Origin of the sequence: Paraburkholderia phenazinium, assembly GCF_900141745.1 — a bacterium.
Lineage (GTDB): Bacteria > Pseudomonadota > Gammaproteobacteria > Burkholderiales > Burkholderiaceae > Paraburkholderia > Paraburkholderia phenazinium_B.
Map to the genome: position 1 here is coordinate 56,704 of NZ_FSRM01000002.1, position 19,645 is coordinate 76,348.

Annotated in this window: 19 protein-coding genes; 10 read left to right on the plus strand and 9 right to left on the minus strand. The window is 60.9% G+C overall.

All coding sequences use genetic code 11. The features are described 5' to 3' along the window. The first annotated feature begins 5 nt into the window (after window positions 1-5). Entirely contained in the window at window positions 6-1,997 is a 1,992-nt protein-coding gene (locus BUS06_RS20310) for a glycoside hydrolase family 127 protein (RefSeq protein ID WP_074266252.1), read from the plus strand. Between the two features lie 225 nt (window positions 1,998-2,222). Further along, a complete protein-coding gene (locus tag BUS06_RS20315) occupies window positions 2,223-3,485 on the plus strand; it encodes a multidrug effflux MFS transporter (RefSeq protein ID WP_074266253.1) in 1,263 nt (420 codons plus the stop codon). A 22-nt stretch (window positions 3,486-3,507) separates the two neighbouring features. On the opposite strand, the gene BUS06_RS20320 is transcribed toward BUS06_RS20315, so the two are convergent. Then, window positions 3,508-4,662, minus strand: coding sequence for an extracellular catalytic domain type 1 short-chain-length polyhydroxyalkanoate depolymerase (locus tag BUS06_RS20320; RefSeq protein WP_074266254.1), 1,155 nt, complete (start codon window positions 4,660-4,662; stop codon window positions 3,508-3,510). Window positions 4,663-4,700: 38 nt separating this feature from the next. Next, window positions 4,701-5,138 (minus strand): CopG family transcriptional regulator, encoded by a 438-nt coding sequence (locus tag BUS06_RS20325; protein WP_074266255.1) that lies wholly within the window; start codon window positions 5,136-5,138, stop codon window positions 4,701-4,703. Window positions 5,139-5,563: 425 nt separating this feature from the next. Here BUS06_RS20325 and BUS06_RS20330 point away from each other — a divergent pair, with 425 nt between their 5' ends. Then, the gene (locus BUS06_RS20330; RefSeq protein ID WP_074266256.1) at window positions 5,564-6,436 is read left to right on the plus strand and encodes a manganese catalase family protein; all 873 of its coding nucleotides are present in this window, start codon (window positions 5,564-5,566) and stop codon (window positions 6,434-6,436) included. 103 nt (window positions 6,437-6,539) lie between these two features. On the opposite strand, the gene BUS06_RS20335 is transcribed toward BUS06_RS20330, so the two are convergent. Beyond that, the gene (locus tag BUS06_RS20335) at window positions 6,540-7,877 is read right to left on the minus strand and encodes a hypothetical protein (RefSeq protein ID WP_254368923.1); all 1,338 of its coding nucleotides are present in this window, start codon (window positions 7,875-7,877) and stop codon (window positions 6,540-6,542) included. Window positions 7,878-7,947: 70 nt separating this feature from the next. Between BUS06_RS20335 and BUS06_RS37890 the strand changes: the two genes are divergently transcribed. The 4 genes from BUS06_RS37890 (at window position 7,948) to BUS06_RS20350 (ending at window position 10,846) form a co-directional block, all read left to right on the plus strand. Beyond that, window positions 7,948-8,202, plus strand: coding sequence for a hypothetical protein (locus BUS06_RS37890; protein ID WP_167379408.1), 255 nt, complete (start codon window positions 7,948-7,950; stop codon window positions 8,200-8,202). 205 nt (window positions 8,203-8,407) lie between these two features. Next, window positions 8,408-8,761, plus strand: a complete 354-nt coding sequence (locus BUS06_RS20340; RefSeq protein ID WP_217272861.1) for a hypothetical protein — start codon at window positions 8,408-8,410, stop codon at window positions 8,759-8,761. A 104-nt stretch (window positions 8,762-8,865) separates the two neighbouring features. Beyond that, window positions 8,866-9,405, plus strand: coding sequence for a Spy/CpxP family protein refolding chaperone (locus tag BUS06_RS20345; protein ID WP_074266258.1), 540 nt, complete (start codon window positions 8,866-8,868; stop codon window positions 9,403-9,405). A 223-nt stretch (window positions 9,406-9,628) separates the two neighbouring features. Further along, window positions 9,629-10,846: a GGDEF domain-containing protein gene (locus BUS06_RS20350; RefSeq protein ID WP_074266259.1), complete on the plus strand. Its 1,218-nt coding sequence runs from the start codon at window positions 9,629-9,631 to the stop codon at window positions 10,844-10,846. A gap of 234 nt (window positions 10,847-11,080) precedes the next feature. Here the strand turns inward: BUS06_RS20350 and BUS06_RS20355 are convergent, their stop codons facing one another. After that, window positions 11,081-12,382 (minus strand): aspartate aminotransferase family protein, encoded by a 1,302-nt coding sequence (locus tag BUS06_RS20355; RefSeq protein ID WP_074266260.1) that lies wholly within the window; start codon window positions 12,380-12,382, stop codon window positions 11,081-11,083. Window positions 12,383-12,460: 78 nt separating this feature from the next. Between BUS06_RS20355 and BUS06_RS20360 the strand changes: the two genes are divergently transcribed. Next, the gene (locus tag BUS06_RS20360; RefSeq protein ID WP_074266261.1) at window positions 12,461-13,345 is read left to right on the plus strand and encodes a LysR family transcriptional regulator; all 885 of its coding nucleotides are present in this window, start codon (window positions 12,461-12,463) and stop codon (window positions 13,343-13,345) included. A 16-nt stretch (window positions 13,346-13,361) separates the two neighbouring features. Here the strand turns inward: BUS06_RS20360 and BUS06_RS20365 are convergent, their stop codons facing one another. Together BUS06_RS20365 and BUS06_RS20370 are read right to left on the minus strand one after the other, a co-directional pair. Continuing rightward, complete coding sequence (locus tag BUS06_RS20365; protein ID WP_438803562.1) at window positions 13,362-14,084, minus strand: alpha/beta hydrolase; 723 nt, start codon at window positions 14,082-14,084, stop codon at window positions 13,362-13,364. A gap of 241 nt (window positions 14,085-14,325) precedes the next feature. After that, entirely contained in the window at window positions 14,326-14,670 is a 345-nt protein-coding gene (locus tag BUS06_RS20370) for a DUF4148 domain-containing protein (RefSeq protein ID WP_074266262.1), read from the minus strand. A gap of 589 nt (window positions 14,671-15,259) precedes the next feature. On the opposite strand from BUS06_RS20370, the gene BUS06_RS20375 reads away from it, so the two are divergent. Then, on the plus strand, window positions 15,260-15,517 hold the full coding sequence (locus BUS06_RS20375) for a DUF2866 domain-containing protein (protein ID WP_074269206.1): 258 nt from the start codon (window positions 15,260-15,262) through the stop codon (window positions 15,515-15,517). Here BUS06_RS20375 and BUS06_RS20380 read toward each other — a convergent pair. Together BUS06_RS20380 and BUS06_RS20385 are read right to left on the minus strand one after the other, a co-directional pair. After that, a complete protein-coding gene (locus BUS06_RS20380) occupies window positions 15,514-15,888 on the minus strand; it encodes a GFA family protein (RefSeq protein WP_074266263.1) in 375 nt (124 codons plus the stop codon). The two genes, BUS06_RS20375 and BUS06_RS20380, sit on opposite strands and share 4 nt — an antisense overlap. 120 nt (window positions 15,889-16,008) lie before the next feature. Next, complete coding sequence (locus BUS06_RS20385) at window positions 16,009-16,632, minus strand: 2-hydroxychromene-2-carboxylate isomerase (protein ID WP_074266264.1); 624 nt, start codon at window positions 16,630-16,632, stop codon at window positions 16,009-16,011. Window positions 16,633-17,184: 552 nt separating this feature from the next. On the opposite strand from BUS06_RS20385, the gene BUS06_RS20390 reads away from it, so the two are divergent. Further along, window positions 17,185-18,039: an oxidoreductase gene (locus tag BUS06_RS20390; RefSeq protein ID WP_074266265.1), complete on the plus strand. Its 855-nt coding sequence runs from the start codon at window positions 17,185-17,187 to the stop codon at window positions 18,037-18,039. Window positions 18,040-18,087: 48 nt separating this feature from the next. On the opposite strand, the gene BUS06_RS20395 is transcribed toward BUS06_RS20390, so the two are convergent. After that, window positions 18,088-19,569, minus strand: coding sequence for an HD domain-containing phosphohydrolase (locus BUS06_RS20395; protein ID WP_074266266.1), 1,482 nt, complete (start codon window positions 19,567-19,569; stop codon window positions 18,088-18,090). Window positions 19,570-19,645 lie beyond the last annotated feature (76 nt).

Below are 19,645 nucleotides of genomic sequence, written 5' to 3' on the forward strand. Positions count from 1 at the left end.
GCTCCATGCACACCATGAACGATACGAGAACCTTGCGCCCACCTGTCGTTGTTGATGCAGCATCTACCCGCTATGCGCACATCAAACCCGTGGCGGTCAATGCAGTCGACCTGAAAGGCGATTTCTGGGGGCCACGGTTTGCGACCAATCTCGAGCGGACCCTGCCAAGCCAGTGGGATCTCCTCGAAAGCACTGGGCGGCTCAACAACTTCCGGCGGGTGTTCGGTGAGTACGACGGCCCGCACGTGGGGCTGTTCTTCAACGACAGCGACCTGTACAAATGGCTCGAAGCAGCGTCGTGGGTCGTCGCGCGTGGGCCCGATGCGCTGCTCGAGAAACGTATCGATGAGGGCATCACCCTGATCGAGCGTGCGCAGGGCGAAGACGGTTATATCGACAGCTATTTCTGCCTGGAACGCGAAGGCGAACGCTGGACCAACCTGCGTGATCTTCATGAGATGTACTGTGCGGGCCATCTGATCCAGGCTGCGGTGGCCCACCATCGTGCGACTGGCCAGCGCCGCCTGCTCAATGTTGCCGTCCGTGTCGCCGACCTGTTGTGCGAGCGCTTCGGTCCGAAATCGGAAGGCAAGATCGAGGACATCGACGGACACGAAGAGATCGAAATGGCGCTCATCGAACTGGCGCGGGAGACGGGACACGAGCGGTATCTCAAGCTTGCACGCTTCTTTATCGAGGCACGCGGTCACGGCCTTCTCACAGGCGGCCGCTTCGGTGACGCGTACTTCCAGGACGACGTGCCGTTCGAAAAAATGGAAGCGCTTGCCGGGCATGCTGTCCGTGCCTTGTACATGGCATGCGGTGTGACGGATCTCTATCTGGAGACCGGCGAAGCAGCCCTGCTGCCGCGGCTTGAAACGCTCTGGAGCCGGCTGACGGCACAGCGCATGTACATCACCGGCGGCGTCGGCTCACGGCATGATGGAGAGGCGATTGGCGCGAACTACGAGCTGCCGAATGCACAGGCCTATACGGAGACTTGCGCGGCGATAGGCAGCATGATGTGGTGCCATCGTCTGCTGGCCGCAACGGGCAATGCACGTTACGCAGACCTGTTCGAATGGACGCTGTACAACGGCATGCTGCCGGGCTGGTCGCTCGACGGCCAGGCGTACTACTACGTGAACCCTCTGGAGGACGACGGCGGCCATCGCCGGCAACCCTGGTACTACTGTGCATGTTGCCCGCCGAACGTCGCACGCACCGTCGCTTCGCTTCCCGGATATGTCTACGGCACCGATGCCGATTCGATTTACGTGCAGCTGTATATGGAGAGCGATGCGCGTATCGACTTCAGTGGACACACGGTGAAACTGCGCCAGCAGACGCGTTATCCGTGGGACGGTGTGGTTGAGATCGGCATCGACGCGCAAGCGGAGTTCGCGCTGAAGCTGCGGGTTCCGGGGTGGGTGGACGGCGCGGGTGGATTGATCGCGGCGCAAGGGCAATCGGCAGCAACCGCTCACCCGAATCTGCCGGTCTCGGTAGCGGTCAATGGCAACGCGGTCGACGCCACGCCGGACGCGAACGGCTACATTGCGATTCGACGCCTGTGGGAACAAGGCGATTCGGTTCGGCTTGAGCTGCCCATGACGGCCCGTATATGGCAAAGCCATCCTAAGGTGGCCGAGAATCGTGGCCGGATCGCGCTGAGCCGCGGGCCGGTGCTGTACTGCGTCGAGCATGCCGACATGCCCGGTCTCGATCTCGACGAGCTATATGTCGATCCTCAACGCATCGAAACGGAATGGCGTGAGCAACAGCTTGGCGGCGTTGTCGTGCTCAAGGGCACTGCGCGACGGCAGGAAATAGAGTCAGACTGGTCGAGCTCGCTCTACAGGCCGTTGAATCCGGCAACGCGCGCAACCGAAGGAGCGCGGCCTGGAGAAACAACGTTCGTGGCCATCCCCTACTTCACCTGGCACAACCGCGAGAGCGGACCCATGAAGGTGTGGCTGAATTATCGGGGCGAATAAGGGCTTCAGATACCCGATGTACCCGTGGTGATGACTGACGGCATGCGACGGGGTTCGACCATCTGCGAACATTGATTTTCGCGGCCAACCCTCTCGCTCGCAAGGGGAATCGCGTCGGTTTGCGCGATAACGGGCACAATACGTGGCGATGGCGCCATCCATACGCTGCGCTCGACACTCGCATCGACTCATATCGCGCCCCGAATCCGTCTCTTCGATGCTGTCATGAACCACACTCTCTCAGGCCGCGCCGGCATGCCCGCGCGCGAACCTAACTCGCCGCGCTTTCTGTTGCTCCTGATCTGCCTGTTCGCCTCAGCCGGACAGCTCGCGATCGACATTTACGTACCCGCGTTACCCGCAATGGCACGTTTCTTCGCGACTTCGCCTCAAGCGATCCAGTCGAGCGTGTCCGGCTACATGGCCGCTTATGCGATCGGTCAGCTCGTCTTCGGGCCCGTAGCCGATGCATACGGACGCAAGCCCGTACTTGCATTCGGCCTCGTAATTTTTACAATCGGCTGCCTGTTGTCGCTCGCTGCGCCGAATCTGGAGACCTTCCTCCTCGCCCGCTGTCTGCAGGGCTTCGGTATCGCCGCGACCAACCTGCTCGCGAAAGCGATCATCACCGATTCGTTCTCCGGGCAGACACTGGTACATGCATTCACCTACATGGCGATCGCGTGGGGACTCGCGCCGATCGTGGCGCCCGTGATCGGCGCGCATCTGCAAACGTGGTTTGGCTGGCGCGCCTGTCTTGTCTTCCTGCTCGTCTATTCGCTAGTGATGTGGGCATTGGTGTGGCGCTATCGCGAGACGTTGCGGCGGCCGGTACATCTGGAACCGCGCACGCTATTGACGAACGCGGGCAAGGTGCTCTCGAGTCCGGTGTTCCAGAGCTGCTTTCTCGCGCAGGGGCTGTGCTACAGCATCCTGCTCGTGTTCAACATCGTCGGGCCGTTCATGGTGCAGAACACCTTGCACAAACCGCCGACCTTTTTCGCTTACCTCGCGCTCGGCATCGGCTTGATGTACTTCCTGGGCGGTCTGTCGAACCGCCTGCACAGCCCGCGTCTGCCGACCGCCGAGCAGCGGTTGCAGATCGGTGCGCGCATGATGGCCGCTGCCGCGATCGCCATGCTGCTGCTTGCGCTGACGGTCGGCCTGCGCATCTGGACACTCGCTACGCCCGTGCTCGTAATGGGATTCTGCGCCGGCGCGATGTATCCCACGTTTATGGCCAAGGGCAATTCGCTGTTCCCGCATATTGCCGGCCTGACGAGCGCGATCCTTGGGTGTGCGCTGCTGCTGGTGTCGTCGGCGATGATGGGGCTCGCCGGCTTCGTGTCGGTGCAGGTCCTGACGCCGCTCGCAGCGTTCTTTGTGATCCTCTCGCTCACCGTCGTCTGGATGGTGATGAAGCTGCTGCGACATCTGGCGCAACTACCGCCGGAGCCTGTGGTGTGCCCGGGCGGCGAAGCGGTGTGAGGGCGTTCAGTCTCGCCCGGCGTTATGGCCGTTGCTGTGGATGCGCGAGAAAGAATCGCATCATCTCGGCGCTGGCATCCGGGCCGCTGGCGTCCGTGTACGTTCCGCGAGCGCTACCACCGGCCCATGCGTGCGGTGCGCCATGAATGGCCCAATACTCCGCGTCCACGCCGTTGGCCGCTGTCAGCCGCCGCCGTGTGCATGCACGCATGCCTGCGCGGCGTTCCGGCACCTCATCGACGGGTGAAATACCGGCGCTGAATTCCCGCACGAGCTCGCCACCATTGGACGGGTGAACCGTTGCGTCCGCGTCGCCATGAAAGACGATCAACGGCCGCTTCGGCATGTCCGGCCCATCGCGACGGTCTGCAAGCGGCCCGCGTCGTATCGGTTTGCCCCCCTTCATCGCGGCAAGTGCTGAAGGCAAGTCGTGCGCGCAGCGATAGGGCAGCCCCGAGTGAATTCCCGCTGCGGCATACAGTTCCGGATAGCTGTGAATCATCACTGCGGCCATCGCTCCACCTGCCGACAAGCCGGCGACGTACACGCGGGCCGGATCGACGCTGTAGCTGGCCATCACGTCACGGGTGATTCCCGCAATCAACGAGGGCTCGCCGCGCTCGCGCTGCTGGTCGCCCGGCTTGAACCAGTTCCAGCATTTCGACGCGTTCGCCCTCTGCGGCTGGATGGGGTACGCCACGAGACAGTCATGGCGCTCGGCGAGCGCGTTCATGCGGGTGCCCAATGCGAAATCGTCCGCGTCCTGGGTACAGCCATGCAACATCACGATCAGCGGCAATGGTGTATCCCTGTAGCCGCTGGGCACGTAGAGCTTGTACTTGCGCTGTCCCGCTTCATTGGTGTAAGCGCGCTCAATGAAATATCCGCAGTCTTCGACATTTGTCTGCCTGGCAACATGCGGGTGTGAGGACGCATCCGTTGCATGCGTTCGGGCAAATCGACTCCCGGCGGCCGTGCTGTCGCGAGGAGGTGGCACATCGCGTGTAGCAGCAGGCGGCTGAGCCGTCGTGGAGCCTTGCCTGCCGGCTCCGTCGCCATCGCTATCGCTATCGCGCAGCGCTCGTTGAATCGCTGCGGTAGCTTCGAGCGGCCCAGCCGTACGCAGCAGACGCATCGCTTCCTGCATCGAGGACAGGAAATCTTCGTTCATCTTCATCATCGTGTTCCTTATGTCGGCTGAAGCAGCCGGCCGGGCTAGCTGATTCTTCCGGCTAACGCTGCCTTGACCGCGGGTGATGCGTGGAATGCGCCGAGCACCACGACCGACTCGATCGTGGCAAGCGCGAGTTCAGGGGTGACGTCGGATGCAATGCTGGCAAGTCCCAGCACATGAATATTCAGACGCTGTCTGGCTGCTCGTGCCGATTCCAGGTCTTGCCTGGAGAAGTGCTGCAGACCCAGCACCAACGCCCGGCGTGTGACCGTCTCACTGACAGTCTGGGCGTGGGTCGCCAACTGGTTTCTGATCGCCGTGCGAATCAGATCGGTGCGGTTCGAGTAAAAGCCTTCTTCGACCAGCAGATCGATCTGGCCGAGGTCGACCGGGCCGAGATTAATGGTGATCTTCTCGGTCTCCCCGCCCTTTGGACGAGGTGCGACGACAAGCGAATCCTGCGGTTTGTGTTTGTTCATTTTCCATCCCCATACCATCCATCCAGATGGTCATGAGATGGTTATAGAGTGAACAGCGTGCCGTGTCAACCCCTACATATGGGGCCACCACACATCCGGCGCTCGCCGGTGAACAACCCCTAAAAGGCAAACGACCGACTCGTCGCGACTCGTTGCCGTTGCCCAAACGGAATTGCAGGATGGGCACAGCGCATGCTGCACTACTAGCGGCAACACGTTGCCATGCACGGCATCTTCGCCGTACATCCGCCAGAGCGTCCGTTGCTCTGAGAGCCGGGCGCCCATCGTTGGGTGCGGACAACCATTCCGGTTGTACCGCCGTCCGGGTTGATTCAAGGTCGCACGCGATTCTGCACAGGTACGACGTAACTACTTCACGTCCGCACCCTCATGGAGTTGCTTTGGCCAATCACCGGAGAAGTCTCATGTTCATTCACAACAAACGTCTTCAGTACACCGTACGTGTCGCCGCGCCGAACCCCGGTCTTGCGAATCTGCTGCTCGAGCAGTTCGGCGGACCTCAGGGAGAGCTCGGTGCTGCGTGCCGGTATTTCACCCAGGCGGTCGGCGAAGATGATCCGGGCCGCAAGGATCTGCTGTTCGATATCGCAACCGAAGAGTTGAGTCACCTGGAAATTGTTGGCTCGATTGTCGCGATGCTGAACAAGAGCGCAAAAGGCCAACTGGCCGAAGCTGTGGAGGCCGAAGCGGAGCTGTATCGATCCATGACAGGTGGAGGAAACGACTCCCATACGACAGCATTACTGTACGGTGGCGGTCCGGCCCTGACCAACTCGGCTGGCGTGCCGTGGTGCGCTTCGTACGTCGACACGATCGGCGAGCCGACGGCCGATCTGCGCTCGAACATTGCTGCTGAGGCTCGCGCGAAGATCGTCTATGAACGTCTCATCAACGTCACGGACGATCCGGGTATCAAGGAGACACTTGGATTTCTGATGACACGCGAAATCGCCCATCAGAAATCCTTTGAGAAAGCGCTGCACTCGATCCAGCCGAACTTTCCTCAGGGCAAGCTGCCTGGCGTGCCGCAATACACCAGCGTGTACTACAACATGTCGCGAGGCGACGATGCGCCGCGCGGTCCATGGAACGACGGTCCGGATTGGGAGTTCGTCGAATCTCCCGAACCGGCGGTAGATGGCGGCGACGGAATGGCCACGGTCAATGTATCGCGCGGCGATGTCAAGGTGCTGCAGGCGATGGCTGCGAGAACGGCATCGGATGCGACCTCGGACCCGACCACGGGTGCTGATCTCGGCGCAGGTCAGACCGTCTGAAGCGGTTAACGGAAGCGCGGTTGTCCTAACGGCCGCGCTTCCAGTGCCTCACGTCTGTCGCGAGATTCGCGACGAAATCGTCACGCCCGCTGCCGCGGGCTTTTCAGTCTGGATTGGCGTTCAGCAAAACCATCCCGTGTAGGGTCGAAAGTTCCTGTTGCCAGGAGGCGCTGTCCTGTTCGGCATCGCCGTCGCCAAGGAAGGGCTTCAGCAACGCCAGCAGATCTTTCGAGTTGGACGAGTTCGTCGGCGTAGTGACGTCCGATACCAGCAGCCCTCTCACATATTCGGACTTCTCTGTGGATTGACTGGACGACTGATTCAGCGTCGCCTGCACTATCTGGCCGCGTTGCGTCGCGATGTTGACCGCGCTGTTGGCGTCGTCGTCGACCTGTATATAGTTGTAGCTCTGGGTCGATGGCGACATGCCCAGTTGAACCGGGCCACCCGATAGCGACTCGTGATAACTCGCTTGCAAACTCGAGTGCTGGGTTTGCGAAATCGCGCCGCTCTGCTGATTGCCGGTGGTTTGAGTACTTTGGGAGACCTGATAGGAAAACGTATCCGTTTGATCCGGCAGCCACGGATTGGACGACACCGCGTTATCGGTCATCGAGCCTGTGAAATCGGCCAGCCCGGTCAACATGGCGTGATCCGACTGCGCGACCCACGATACGCCGTCCGTACCCGGAAGCTGTTGCGACGACGTGCCATAGTCGCCGTTCATCTGGCTGAACGCGTCCTTGAACATCGACATCAGTGTGGCGTCGCCGTGGCCTTCCGTGTTGGCGTTGTCGAACTGTGTCAGATAGCTTGCAATGGCCTGGTCACGTTGCGCGCCCGATCCCCAGATCGCGGAATCACTCGTATCGACACTGAGGTTGATCGAACCGGTCGAGTCCGTGACTTTCACGCTGCGCGTTGAACTGTTCAGCGCAATATTGGCCGATATGTTGTTTGACCCTTCGCCTGTCACATTGAATTGCAGATTCACCGACGACAGTACCGACGGGTCGTACTGCATCAAACCGCTCAGATTGAGTTGCGGCGGAACACCGCTCAGGCCATCGATTGCCTGCTGAAATCCGTCGGCCAGTCCTGTCAGCGCGGTGCGCTCGCTGCCGCTCAAGGTCCCGCTGCTGTTCATGCTGACCGCAAGCGTGCCGTCGTCGCTGTCCATTTCGATATCGACCGTGACGCCGCTCGCGGTCTTGACGGTCAGCTTCACATCGCCTTGCGGACCCTGTTCCGCTAGCGCGGTTGCACCCACTCCATCCGCCCCGGCAATCGTGACCGACTGCGAGAAATTGCTACCGTTAGTCTTGAAGCGATCGAGCAGCGCGCTTCCCAGATTGTAGAACTGACCGGACATCGTATTCGACATGGCATCGCCCGCCATCGTCAGAGAAACGGCATCGGTGTTGCTCTGAGCCCAGGTCACGCTTGGCTCCCCGCCTATCAGCGACCCTTGTGACGTGTAGAGGAGCGGCGATTCGAGGCTCGCGGATGGGATGGTGACAATAGTCGATTCGCTCCCGCCGACAGCGGTATCCGACGCGATGCTAGCGGTCGAAGCGATGCTGTTCGTCTTGCTCGATGATGGCGTCACCGTTGGGAGAACGCCTGCGTTTAATGGCAGTAGTGTGGTCATATGCGGTGCTTTGTTATTTTCGATGGATGATCGCGGTCATCTGCGGGCCTGCGCTTTCAGTCGATATATCGACAAAGAACTGCAAATCTTTAAACGTAATATTTGGTTTTATTAAAACCCGTGGAAATCCATTGAGAAAGGAGACATAAGCTGCTATTTCACTGCGTTTTCGAGCCCATTCTTCTCCGCTTAGAATCAATTGCATTATCTGGACACAATGTGCGGAACTGACGGGCGTACAAAGGGTCACACTAGTTCGATCGCTGGCAGATGAAATGGTGGTCCTACGCATGTGAAACTGAATGGAAGGAGCACGACTCATGATTCAGATGTCTCACACTCCGTCACGCCGACGCGTCGCAATGGCCGTCGTGGCGGTTCTGATGGCGATGTCCGCGCTGCCTGCACAGGCGCAACACTACTCACGTGGAGGCGGTGGTCACCATGGAGGCGGCGGCTATCACGGCGGCGGAGGCTATCGCGGTGGTTACCATGGTGGCGGTGGCGGCGGCGGTGGTGGCGGGCTGATCGTCGGAGCGTTGCTGGGCGCGGTCGCGGGCGCAGCGATCACCAGTGCTTTGCAACCGCCGCCCGCAGTGGTGTATTCGTCTCCCCCACCGCCGCCCCCGCCGGGCGTCGCTTACTATCCGAACAACTATCCTCCTGGTTATTGATCGTCCCATAACCTGATCCGATCCGGCGGTCCGTTAGCTCATCGCACCATATTGCACAGGTTGCGGCCGTCGCCAGACCCATCATTCAAAACGAGCATCCATACATGAAAACCTCCGTCCGTAAAGTATTTATGCCTGCGTTGTTGACGTTTGTCTTCGCGAGCGCTTCGGCATGGGCGCAGACGCCCGCGAGCAGTGCGGCCCCTACGACGCCAGGCGGGCGGGCTGCCGCTCATGCGCAGAAGCACCAGGATATCGTGGCGCAGCGGATCGACGAACTGCATGCTGAACTGAAGATCACCGACCAGCAGTCGCAGCAATGGGACGCCTTCGCGCAAACCATGCGTGACAACGCTGCGAGCGCCGATCAGGCTTTTCATGAGCGGGCAAAAAAGCTTCCGTCCATGAACGCGGATGACGCCATGAAATCGTATGCATCATTAGCCCAGGTACATGCCGAGAATATGCAGAAGTTGTCCACTGCGTTCAGCGCGCTGTACGCGACGCTGTCGGACGATCAGAAAGCAACTGCGGATGTGCTGTTCAGGAATGAGCATGCGCACGGAAAGCATCACCCCGCCCAGCACAAGCACGCGCCTGCTGCAATGGGTGCTGCTTCAGCACCGGCGCCTGCTTCCAACTAACACCATTCGCAAACGACGCGAAGCAACACGGTTGACCCATCTGCAAGACTGCATGACGTGATCGGCGGTCGTGCGTGATGGGTCGGTCCTCGCCGTTTCAGACCGGCACAGAGCTCCCGATTGCCTTGCTATGTGAGCGCTTGACGTTACGATGCCATCAAATTTTTCGGCGTAAAATGCGACTCCAGCCGCCGCGTACCGGCGGAACGCTCTAACGTCAGCGATGCACGTCGATCTTCTCACCCTTTACCTTCTTGCGATCGGAACGCTACTCGCCAGCTCTGGGATGACGCTCTGGGAGCATCGAACGCATCCCCGGCGCAGCAAGGAATTGAGGCTATTGGCAGCGGGATACGCCACGCTTGCCGTCGGATGTGCAGCGGTGATCATCCGTCAAGCGCTGCCCGGTATCTCCGGCTCTGCCTTAAGCAATCTCGTCATTCTCAGCGGCTATCTTTTGATCCTGCACGGTGTCGCATCCCTGAGCGGCCGACATTACCGTGCGGTTTCTATCGCTATCCTCGTTCTGCAGGCGCTGGCGTGGGCAATCGCCGGTGCGCGATGGCCGAACGCCGTGTGGAGCTATGTCTGTGCGTTTCCAATCGCGATAGTTTCCGTTATGACGTCTCGCGAGTTGCTGCGAAACGATGAGATGAAATCGTTGCAATCGCGGCACATCGCCGCGATGGTGACCACTATCCATGCTGTCCTTTATGCCGCCAGAGCATTCGTGTTGCCGTGGCTAGCGGCCGTATATGGACAGAACATAGTGGCTATTGCCGGTGAAATCACAATCTACGAAGGCGTTTTATATTCGGTAGTTCTACCGATGACCTTGCTCAGGTTAATTCGCGAGGAAACTCATGGCCGGCTTTTGCAGGAATCCCAAACCGATTATCTGACCCGCCTTGGCAATCGCAGATGGTTCTTTGAAGAAGGCGGCCGGGTCATCCGCGAAGGGGACACGTGGCGGCCAGTTTCGCTGCTTGCCTTCGACCTTGATCGCTTCAAGGCGATCAACGATCAATACGGTCATAAAACGGGAGACGAGGTCCTGAAGTCGTTTGCGGACATTGCCCGCAGCGTAATGGGACCCGAGGCAATTCTCGCCCGCATCGGAGGAGAAGAATTTGCTGCCCTGCTGTTTCGTCATGACACCCTCCGCGCCAAAGAGGTGGGCGAAACCGTTGCCAGACTTTTTGCCGAAACGGCCCCGCTCAGAGTGAGCGGCCTCGGGATCCGGGCTACGGTCAGCATTGGACTCGCGCAGTTTGAGGACGAGGCATCCACGCTCGTCGACCTGCTGGCAGCCGCCGATCAGGCGTTGTACAGAGCGAAGTCGCTGGGTGGGAATCGGCTTGAACTCGCGCAGAGCGGCGCGCACCCGATGGTCGAGCCGGCCGGTGGACGGCAAAAAACTGGCGCTCGGGAACGCTCGTAACTCCCGATGCGGCACACCGTGATCAAAAAAAAGCCGACCTGTTAGGGTCGGCTAAAAAGATTCTGGCTATTCCGAGGGCCATTGCCAGAACCTGAGAGAGCCACATTATGCCGCATTTTGCCGCAAGGCGTCGTCGCACCTGCTGCGAGCAGCCAGCAGCAGCGGCATTCGTGGCCCTCATTGCGGATCATCGGATGATCGCTCATCGCCTCATCAACGATGACGTTGGGGTGCTTACAGCGAGTGTTCAATCGCCTTCCCGAGCAGTTCAAGACCCAGGTCGATCTCATCCTCGCTGACAGTCAACGGCGGGGCAATCCGGAACACACCGCCCATACCCGGCAGTTGCACGATGTTCATGCTGAGGCCCAGGTTCATGCACTCGCGGGTGATCTTTGCGCCGAGTCCATCCGCCGGCTCCTTCGTGCGGCGATCCTTGACGATCTCCATACCCAGAAGCAGCCCGCGTCCACGGATGTCGCCGATGCAGTCGAAGCGCTCCATCAGATCCACAAGGCCGCGTTTGAGACGCTCGCCCATCACGTTCGCCCGCGCAACCAGCCCCTCGCGTTCGACCACATCCAGCACCCGCAGACCGACGGCGGCGGGCAGAGGGTCGGACACGTGCGTCGTATAAAACAGATAACCCAATTCATGGGCCCGCTCTTCGATCTGCGCGGAGGTCACGATGGCCGCAAGCGGCAAACCGGCGCCCAGCGTCTTCGACAGGGTGAGAATGTCGGGCGTGACACCATCGCGCTGGCAGGCGAACATCGTGCCGGTGCGCCCGACGCCGGTCTGCGCTTCGTCGAGAATCAGCAGCATGCCGCGCTCCTCGCACTTGCGCTTCAGCGCGGCCATGTAGCCTTGCGGCAGTTCGATGATCCCGCCGGAGCTGAGAATCGGTTCTGCAATAAAGGCAGCGAGATTGCCGCTGGACTGGCGGTCGATGAGATCGAACGCGTAGTCCAGTTCTGCGAGGTAATCGTATTCACCGTTGCGCTCGAAACGCGGCCGGTAGAGGAACGGTGCGGGAATCGCGAACGAGCCGACCGCCGCCGGGCCGACGCCCTTGCGACCGGCACTGTACGTCGCGGATGCCGCGGCCCCTGTCATACCGTGCCACGACTGCGCAAAACCGACGATTTCGTATTTACCGGTGACGAGCTTCGCCATGCGAATCGCAGCCTCGTTCGATTCCGCGCCGGTGCTGAGCAGCAGCGCGCGGTCGAGTCCGTCAGGCGTGATGTCGGCGAGGCGGGTCGCCAGACCGACCACCGGTCGCGAAAGCATCCCGCTGAAGAGATGGTCGAGCTTGCCGGCGTATTCGTTGATGACCGAGACGATCTCCGGATGGCTGTGTCCGAGCACCGCGCTCATCTGTCCCGAGGTGAAATCGAGGATCGCGCGGCCATCTGCGTCATAGACGAAACTGCCCTGGGCGCGCTCGATGATCATCGGCTCGAAGGTGCCGCCATAGCGGATGAGGTGCTGCCTGGCGTTGCGCCAAAAAACTTCGTCGTTGTTCCGGGACACCGCGGTTCTCCTGGGCTATTGGCGAGAATAGCTTGCAGTCTAGATGGCTCTCTGCTTTCATAGAATCGAATAGTTCTAATGGAAGCTAGAAGCGAGCCTAATACCTTGAGCCTTTCACTCGAAATCGACCTGCTGCGCTCGTTCGCCGTCATCGCCGAAGTGCGGGCGTTCAGCCGCGCGGCTATCCGGATAGGCCGGACCCAGTCTGCGCTGAGCCAGCAGATGAAGCGCCTCGAAGAAATCGTCGATCAGCCGCTGTTCCAGCGCACGGGGCGCGGGGTCGTGCTGACGAACCCCGGTGAACGCCTGTTGGTGCATGCCCAACGCATTCTGCGACTCCACGACGAAGCGATGGCCGATCTCTCCGGCAAAGGGCTTTCGGGCACGATCCGCTTCGGTTGCCCGGACGACTACGCTGCCGTGTTCCTGCCGCCCCTGCTCCGGCAGTTTTCAGCCCACCACCCGCATGCCCAGGTGGACGTCATGTGCGCGCCCACCCCACGCTTGATCGAACAACTGGAGATGCATGCGCTGGACCTCGCCATGATTTCATTGCCGGAGGATGCGCCGGATGACGGCATCATTCGCCGCGAGCCGCTGGTCTGGGTGGGCTATCCGGGACTGGATCCCGCGCACTTCGACCCCTTACCGCTGGCGCTTTCCGATCCGGACACGCTCGATCACGTAGCGGCCTGCGAAGCGCTGCAACGCGCGGGCAGGGCTTACCGCGTTGCCTGTGCGAGCAGCAGCCTTGCGGGCCTCACAGCGCTGGTGCGCTCGGGGCAAGCCTTTGCTGTAATTACGCAGACAGCCGTCGCGCCGGACCTCGCCATAATCAACGGCGATCCAGCGCTTCCGCCGTTGCCCACCATCGCCATTACGCTCAGGTTCGAGCGCAAGCGCCCCGCACCGCTGACCACGGTATTCGCGGAGCACATCAGGCTTACGCTGCCGTTGCTTTGATTGCGCTTCGGGCGCATTACTGTTGGGCGTGCTTCGCTGCGTCTTCAATTACAGCCGCCACTTCCTTCGGACGCGATTCGTACACCGAATGACTCGCGCCGGCCAGCACCGTGGTGTGGCTATGGGCACGCTGGTAGTAGAAGCGTTCGAGATCCGGATTAATGATCTTGTCGTCAGCGGCCACGATGCCCCAGCTTGGCTTGGTGGTCCATGCAGCGACCGTCATCGGCGCCGAGAAGACCTTCGCTGCCGTCAGGATCTGCGATTGCGCTTCGAACTGCGCCTGCTTCAGCGGCAGGTCCGCGGCGAAATCCTTGGGGAAATCCGCCGGATTCAGGTACGTATAGCCATCGTCGGTCTTCTTGATGGCACCCGGCTGCTTCGAGGTATAGCTCGGGTATTGCTTGCCCAGATCCGACTCGTCTTCGCCGACAGCCGGCGCATGCGCGGCCACATACACGAGTCCAGCCACTTTCGGATCGACGCCAGCCTCGGTGATGATCGAGCCGCCGTAGCTATGTGCGACGAGAATCGTAGGACCATCCTGCAGGTCGATCACGCGTTTCGTGGCCGCGACATCGTCGTCCAGCGAAGTCAGCGGTTCCTGCACCGTGGTGACGTGGTAGCCATCTTTGGTGAGGATGTCGTACACCGGCTTCCAGCCCGAGCCATCCACCCACGCGCCGTGTACCAGAACAATGTTCTTGATCGGGGTGGCGGGTTGCGTCTGTTGCGCCATGGCACCGGTCGATGCAAACAGGCATGCGGACAAGGAAAGGATCGATGCGGCGAGAGGTAAGACTTTCACGATCAAACTCCATTAATAAGGAAAACGAAATTTTTAAAAAATAGCTGGCTTGACTGGCAAGTCATGCTCGACTGTGCGACGCACTCGTCTATCAAGCCACCTACTTCTACGACTGGAACAACTGGCGATCCTGCACAAGACAACCCATCGCGCAGGATCCTGGATGCAGCATTTAGCTACCGAAGTACACGTTGCAGAAGCTGACCGGGCCGACACAAGAGCGCATCGCCGTACGGGATGCCGAACCCGATGCTGAGCTACCGTTCTGCGTGACACCGCCGACGGCCTGGTTGGTCAGTTGCTGATCGTTCTGCGAAGCGATCTTTGCTTCGGCAGCCTGAATGTCAGCCGGGTAGTTGATGTCGTTTTGACCCGGGGTATATCCGGCCTGCTCGACACGCACGAGATCGGCACGAACTTCCGCACGGGTCACGGGTGCATTCGACTGAGCAAAGCTGAGAACCGGGGCGCCGAGCGTGGCAGCGGCGAGAGCAAAACCTGCGAGCATCTTGTACATGATTAAGATTCCTAAGTAACGTTAAATTTAGTTGGCAGTTAAAACCGCCTTCGGGGTTGAGATAAACAGTCCGGTTCTGGCCTACGGCCTATGACCCATGGCCTTGTACTGCGCGCCTCGTACTGCGTCTACATAAGGGCGAACACAGGCTCCCAGGGTTTATTCCAGGATTTTTCGAAGCAACCTCTCGGCGGCTCGTGTTCATCCCTCGCAAGCCCTTGCTGGCTGGAGCCGGAGACCAATTTCCTGCGACAGACAAATATTCGCGCAGGCGCATCGCGGCCTCCAGCCATTTGCGACCAGTCGGCAATACGCAGCGTGAAATGCTTCTGAGGGTCGCGAAACACGCGTTACCGATGCGCCGTTGCGTTTCTGCAAACGCTTAACGCCAGTTACCACGTCAATCGTTAAGTTCTGTCCCGATCAGGGCTTTGTGACGCGGTCTTAAGTCTGGCTTAATTTTCCCCTGCAACTATGACGCTCAACATCCCCTGTTGAGCCGCCTGAACATCGGCGGCGTTTTTTTATCTGAGGGATGCTGTCGGCGCATCGCAAGATGTTGCGCACTCCTGCGAGGGAAGAACAGACCATGGTTGAAGATACGGTATTCGAACATCTGCGGGCCATGCCCGACCACGACTGGGTGCGCCAGATTCAATCCTGCACGGTCTCGGACCCATTGCAGCACCCATGGGGACGCTCCTACCGTCTGGTCGAATGGACGCTGAAGCACACTCCCGATTCCTGCCGTCGCGTGGTTCCCGCGGAAAGCACACCGCTTGAAATCGCTCAAGCTGTCGTATCGCACGTTCCGGGCCGACGCTTCTGCCAGCACGGCGATAATTAACGGTAGCACGCGCTCACAGCACGCTTCGGCGTCAGGGCTGGATTGGCGTTGTCGAGGCAGGCGGCGGCAATCGACACGTACTCGCTGCCCGTCGCATCCACCGCGCCCCGCCCGAAGGTGGCCGCTCCACAGGTCCGGCAGAACAGATGGTGTCCGCCGCCCGTGCCGAACTGATAGTCACCGAGTTCTGCTTCGCCCGCTAAAAGGCGAAAATCCTCTGGCTTGACCAGCGTCTCCGAGACGCGCTGCCTCGCACAGATCCAGCAATTGCAGCGGCGACGCCCGTTGTTCAGTTGACCGGTGTTCAGTTCAATATCCGCCTCGAATCGCACTGCGCCGCAATGGCAACTGCCGTGGTAGGTCTTTTTCATGGCTCAATCTCCGCAACCGCTGATGGGAAAGGCTTCTACGCGATGTTGAAGCCCATTCTAGGCAGGGGCTCCTGCCAACGTGCTGTCAGGAGGGAAGCGGATCGTGCCGTTTTTTACGTCTTAAGGCGCGCCTGTGGCAAATGCCAGTGCATCGTCCAGCCGGTCGTTGCCCCAGAACATCTCCGTGCCAACGAAGAACGTCGGCGCGCCGAAAATGCGCTGTGCTCGAGCCCGTTCGGTCTGCTCGCGCAATTTCAGCTTGTTGGCATCGGTAAGCGCGTCGGCGATGATCTGTTGCGCCGGCAAACCCAGATGCTCCAGCACCTCGCCCACCGCCGCCGGTGAATCGATCTCGCGGTCTTGCGCGAAATTGAGCTGCATGACTTCGCGGCAAAACGCACCGATCCACGGCTCATTGGCCCCGAGCGTCGCCACACGCAATGGCAGCAACGCACGGCGTGGAAAGTCCGACGGTTTGCGCCACGGGACGGCGTATTTTCTGCCCTGCCGCTCCATGTCCTTCCAAACGTACTCGCCTTTCTCCTTCTGCGCGACGAACGGCGACGTGTCATAGCCCAAGGCCTGCAAAACAGGGCCCAGCAGAAACGGCTGCCAGCGAACCCGGACATGATGCATGGCCGCCTGCGATTCAATGCGCATCACGCTCAGGTAGCTGTAGTTGCTGGCGAAGTCGAACCAGAAATCGATCTCCGGCGTGCTTTGGACGGGCACAGCTGTATTCATCCAGAAAACTCCCCTGGTTATAGGCAACAAGTCAGCGCAGGCAACCTGAGCACGATATTTCGAAAGCCTACAAATGCCACACAACGCCTCGAATTTGCAATCGTTGACAGTCGTCTCATGCGCTTCGTCCTATGATCTCGCCATCAACTCATCACGTATATGGATATCGCAATGGCTTACCCATATGACCTTTTGACCGCAGCCTGCCTCTTCATCATCGTCATATCTTCGTCGATCCTGCTGGCGCTGTCCTGACCGCCCCTTGCTGGCACCGTTCTCACGCGGAATCGCCAGATCAGCGACAATGGGCGGGCTAACCTGCCGTCCATATCTACATTCGAGCCGCGCACGCCCCCTTCTCGCTCCTGCAGCGACTCGACGCGCCTTGTGTCCTCAGGCGCCGCTTCCGGCCCCTCGCCGTACCCGGCGAAGATGAGCCGAACCGGTCAGGCACGCTAATAGCAACCATCACCCTTATGCTGCCCGCGGCGCACCACGCCGCCAGGCAGCTTCACTCTTTTTGCCTTTGCAAAACGAACAGGAGTTTCCCAAATGATGAATCGAGACAACCCCGTCTGGCTGATCACTGGCTGTTCCACAGGCTTTGGCCGCGAACTGGCGAAACTCGTGCTGGAGCGCGGCTGGCGTGCAGTGGTCACGGCGCGTGACACGTCGAAAGTCGCGGACATTGTCGAAGGTCACGGCGATCGCGCCCTCGTGCTGCCGCTGGATGTCACCAAACGTGCCCAGATCGACCACACCGTCGCCCAGGCCAAAGAGCATTTCGGCCGCATCGACGTGCTCGTCAATAACGCCGGTTACGGTTACCTGGCCGCCATTGAGGAAGGCGAGGACGCGGCCGTGCGCGAGATGTTCGAGGCGAACGTGTTCGGCCTCGTCGACACGACCAAGGCCGTGTTGCCGGTGATGCGCAAGCAGCGCAGCGGCCTGATCGTCAACGTGTCGTCGATCGGCGGCCTCACCAGCTTCGCCGCGACCGGCTATTACCACGGCACCAAATACGCGGTGGAAGGCATCTCCGAGTCGCTGGCGACCGAGGTCAAGCCGCTCGGTATCGACGTGCTGATAGTCGAGCCCGGCCCGTTCCGCACCAACTGGGCCGGGCCGTCGATCAAACAATCGGCGACGCAAATCGAGGATTACGCGGCCACCGCCGGCGAGCGCCGCAAGCAGACTGCCGCCCGCAGCGGCAATCAGGCGGGTGACCCGGTACGGGCCGCGCAGGCCATCATCGATGCTGCGCTCTCCGACACGCCGCCGTTGCGTCTGCTGCTCGGCAAGGCCGCGCTGGAACTGGCCCGCAAGAAGCTCGATTTCCTGCGCAGCGATTTCGACGCGTGGGAAGCGACCACCGTCGGCGCGGACTTCCCGGAAGGGACGAAATAAGGGGCTTTATCCGTGCACGGTGAGCACGTGGTGCGCACCGCCCAGTGCTCAGATCAACCCGAGCGTCGACGCCTTCAACGTAGCGGCGGCCCGGGTTGAGCATTCGAGCTTGCGAAACACGCTTTCCACATGCGTGCGCACCGTGCTTGGACTCATCTGCAGGGCGCGGGCAACTTCCTTGTTGCTTGCGCCCAGACTGATCTGCCGCAAAACCTCGGATTCGCGCGGAGAAAGCAGCGACACCCGCGCCGGCCGGGCTCGTCCTCCGGCGGCGCCCGGCTCCTGAGCGTTCTGCTCGCAGGACAACAACGCGTTGACCGCATCAGCATCGAAACGCCCCTGACCCACCTCTTCGTTGATCAAGGCAGCCGCATCACCGACGGACAAAGCGGCGCGCCACGGACGCGGCGAGCGCAACGCCACCCAGCATGCCGCAGCCGCCAGCACGCGGGCCTCCAGCCCGATCGTCGCGCCAGCCGCGCTGCGGAAATAACCCGAGCCGTCGAGCCGCTCGTACGCGTGCGAGGCAAGCTCCGTTTCCCGCGCGAGCGCGCCGATCTGTCTGCCGGCGCGTGCGGTCCAGTAGGGCACGAGGCGTACCTTCTCCCAGGCGGCGGGCGAGAGCCGCCCGGGCGTGTTCCAGATCGCGTTCGACACCGCCATGCGCCCCATGCCGTGAATCAGACCGGCCAGATAGATGCGTTGACCGACCTCGCCGTCGAAGCCGAGTTGCGCACAGCATCCCGCCGCGGCCTCGGCAACGCGCCGCGAGTAACCGGCCATCCATGGCAGTTTCAGGTCGATTACGTCGGCGACGATCTCCGGCGCAGTGGACTGCCGCATCGGCAGCGCATCCAGCGGTTCGTCGCGGCCCACCGCGGTTTGCCGGTCGAGTTCGGCGAGCCATCCAGCTGCATGCGCACAGGCGACGCGCGCCAGTTCCTCAGGGTACTGATGCCCCGCCTTCTGCGCGATCAGCTTTTGCGCGCCGTCCAGTCCGTACACACGGCTGAGAATCTCCAGATCGCTCGCGAGCGCGACCAGAAATACCGCCTCCGGCACCTGCTTACGGTCGAGCCGTTCGGGCAACCCTGCACCGTCCCATGCTTCGAAGATGTGCCGCAAGGAGGCTTGCGTCATATCGTCGAGACCGAGCATGCGGGCGATTTCCCCCGACACCTCGCAATGGATCTGCGCGAGCGGCTGGATGGTCGACTCGAAGCTCCCGTGTGCTTCAGCCTCGCCGGCCCATCCTGGCCGCATGGCAAGCATCGCCTCGCGGCCGCCGATATCGTCGCCGAGCCACTCGGAGAAACCCGCCGCATTGGCCGTGCAACCCGACCAGCGCAACAGCGATACCTCCTGCACCACGCAGCATTGGGCCTGGTCATAGCCGGCTTGCGCCGCGAGGCGTGCGGCCAACCAACTGGTGCGCAGCGAATGATCCGTCGGCTGCCCCATGCTGAGATCGCCGATGAACGCCAGTGCCTTGACGGCGTCGAGCGAGCGGATTGTTGAAACGTCTGCCATAGGTGTGTCGACCTGTTCAAAAACGCAAAGGCGCCTTCAGCGCCGCGGCCAGCCTCAGCCGTCCCCCGGTAAGGAT

Coding starts and splice junctions, on each gene's coding strand:
- BUS06_RS20310 (WP_074266252.1), top strand. CDS start 6: ATGCACACCATGAACGATACGAGAACCTTGCGCCCACCTGTCGTTGTT.
- BUS06_RS20315 (WP_074266253.1), top strand. CDS start 2,223: ATGAACCACACTCTCTCAGGCCGCGCCGGCATGCCCGCGCGCGAACCT.
- BUS06_RS20320 (WP_074266254.1), bottom strand. CDS start 4,662: ATGAAGATGAACGAAGATTTCCTGTCCTCGATGCAGGAAGCGATGCGT.
- BUS06_RS20325 (WP_074266255.1), bottom strand. CDS start 5,138: ATGAACAAACACAAACCGCAGGATTCGCTTGTCGTCGCACCTCGTCCA.
- BUS06_RS20330 (WP_074266256.1), top strand. CDS start 5,564: ATGTTCATTCACAACAAACGTCTTCAGTACACCGTACGTGTCGCCGCG.
- BUS06_RS37890 (WP_167379408.1), top strand. CDS start 7,948: ATGGTGACAATAGTCGATTCGCTCCCGCCGACAGCGGTATCCGACGCG.
- BUS06_RS20340 (WP_217272861.1), top strand. CDS start 8,408: ATGATTCAGATGTCTCACACTCCGTCACGCCGACGCGTCGCAATGGCC.
- BUS06_RS20345 (WP_074266258.1), top strand. CDS start 8,866: ATGAAAACCTCCGTCCGTAAAGTATTTATGCCTGCGTTGTTGACGTTT.
- BUS06_RS20350 (WP_074266259.1), top strand. CDS start 9,629: ATGCACGTCGATCTTCTCACCCTTTACCTTCTTGCGATCGGAACGCTA.
- BUS06_RS20360 (WP_074266261.1), top strand. CDS start 12,461: ATGGAAGCTAGAAGCGAGCCTAATACCTTGAGCCTTTCACTCGAAATC.
- BUS06_RS20365 (WP_438803562.1), bottom strand. CDS start 14,084: ATGGCGCAACAGACGCAACCCGCCACCCCGATCAAGAACATTGTTCTG.
- BUS06_RS20370 (WP_074266262.1), bottom strand. CDS start 14,670: ATGTACAAGATGCTCGCAGGTTTTGCTCTCGCCGCTGCCACGCTCGGC.
- BUS06_RS20375 (WP_074269206.1), top strand. CDS start 15,260: ATGGTTGAAGATACGGTATTCGAACATCTGCGGGCCATGCCCGACCAC.
- BUS06_RS20380 (WP_074266263.1), bottom strand. CDS start 15,888: ATGAAAAAGACCTACCACGGCAGTTGCCATTGCGGCGCAGTGCGATTC.
- BUS06_RS20385 (WP_074266264.1), bottom strand. CDS start 16,632: ATGAATACAGCTGTGCCCGTCCAAAGCACGCCGGAGATCGATTTCTGG.
- BUS06_RS20390 (WP_074266265.1), top strand. CDS start 17,185: ATGATGAATCGAGACAACCCCGTCTGGCTGATCACTGGCTGTTCCACA.
- BUS06_RS20395 (WP_074266266.1), bottom strand. CDS start 19,569: ATGGCAGACGTTTCAACAATCCGCTCGCTCGACGCCGTCAAGGCACTG.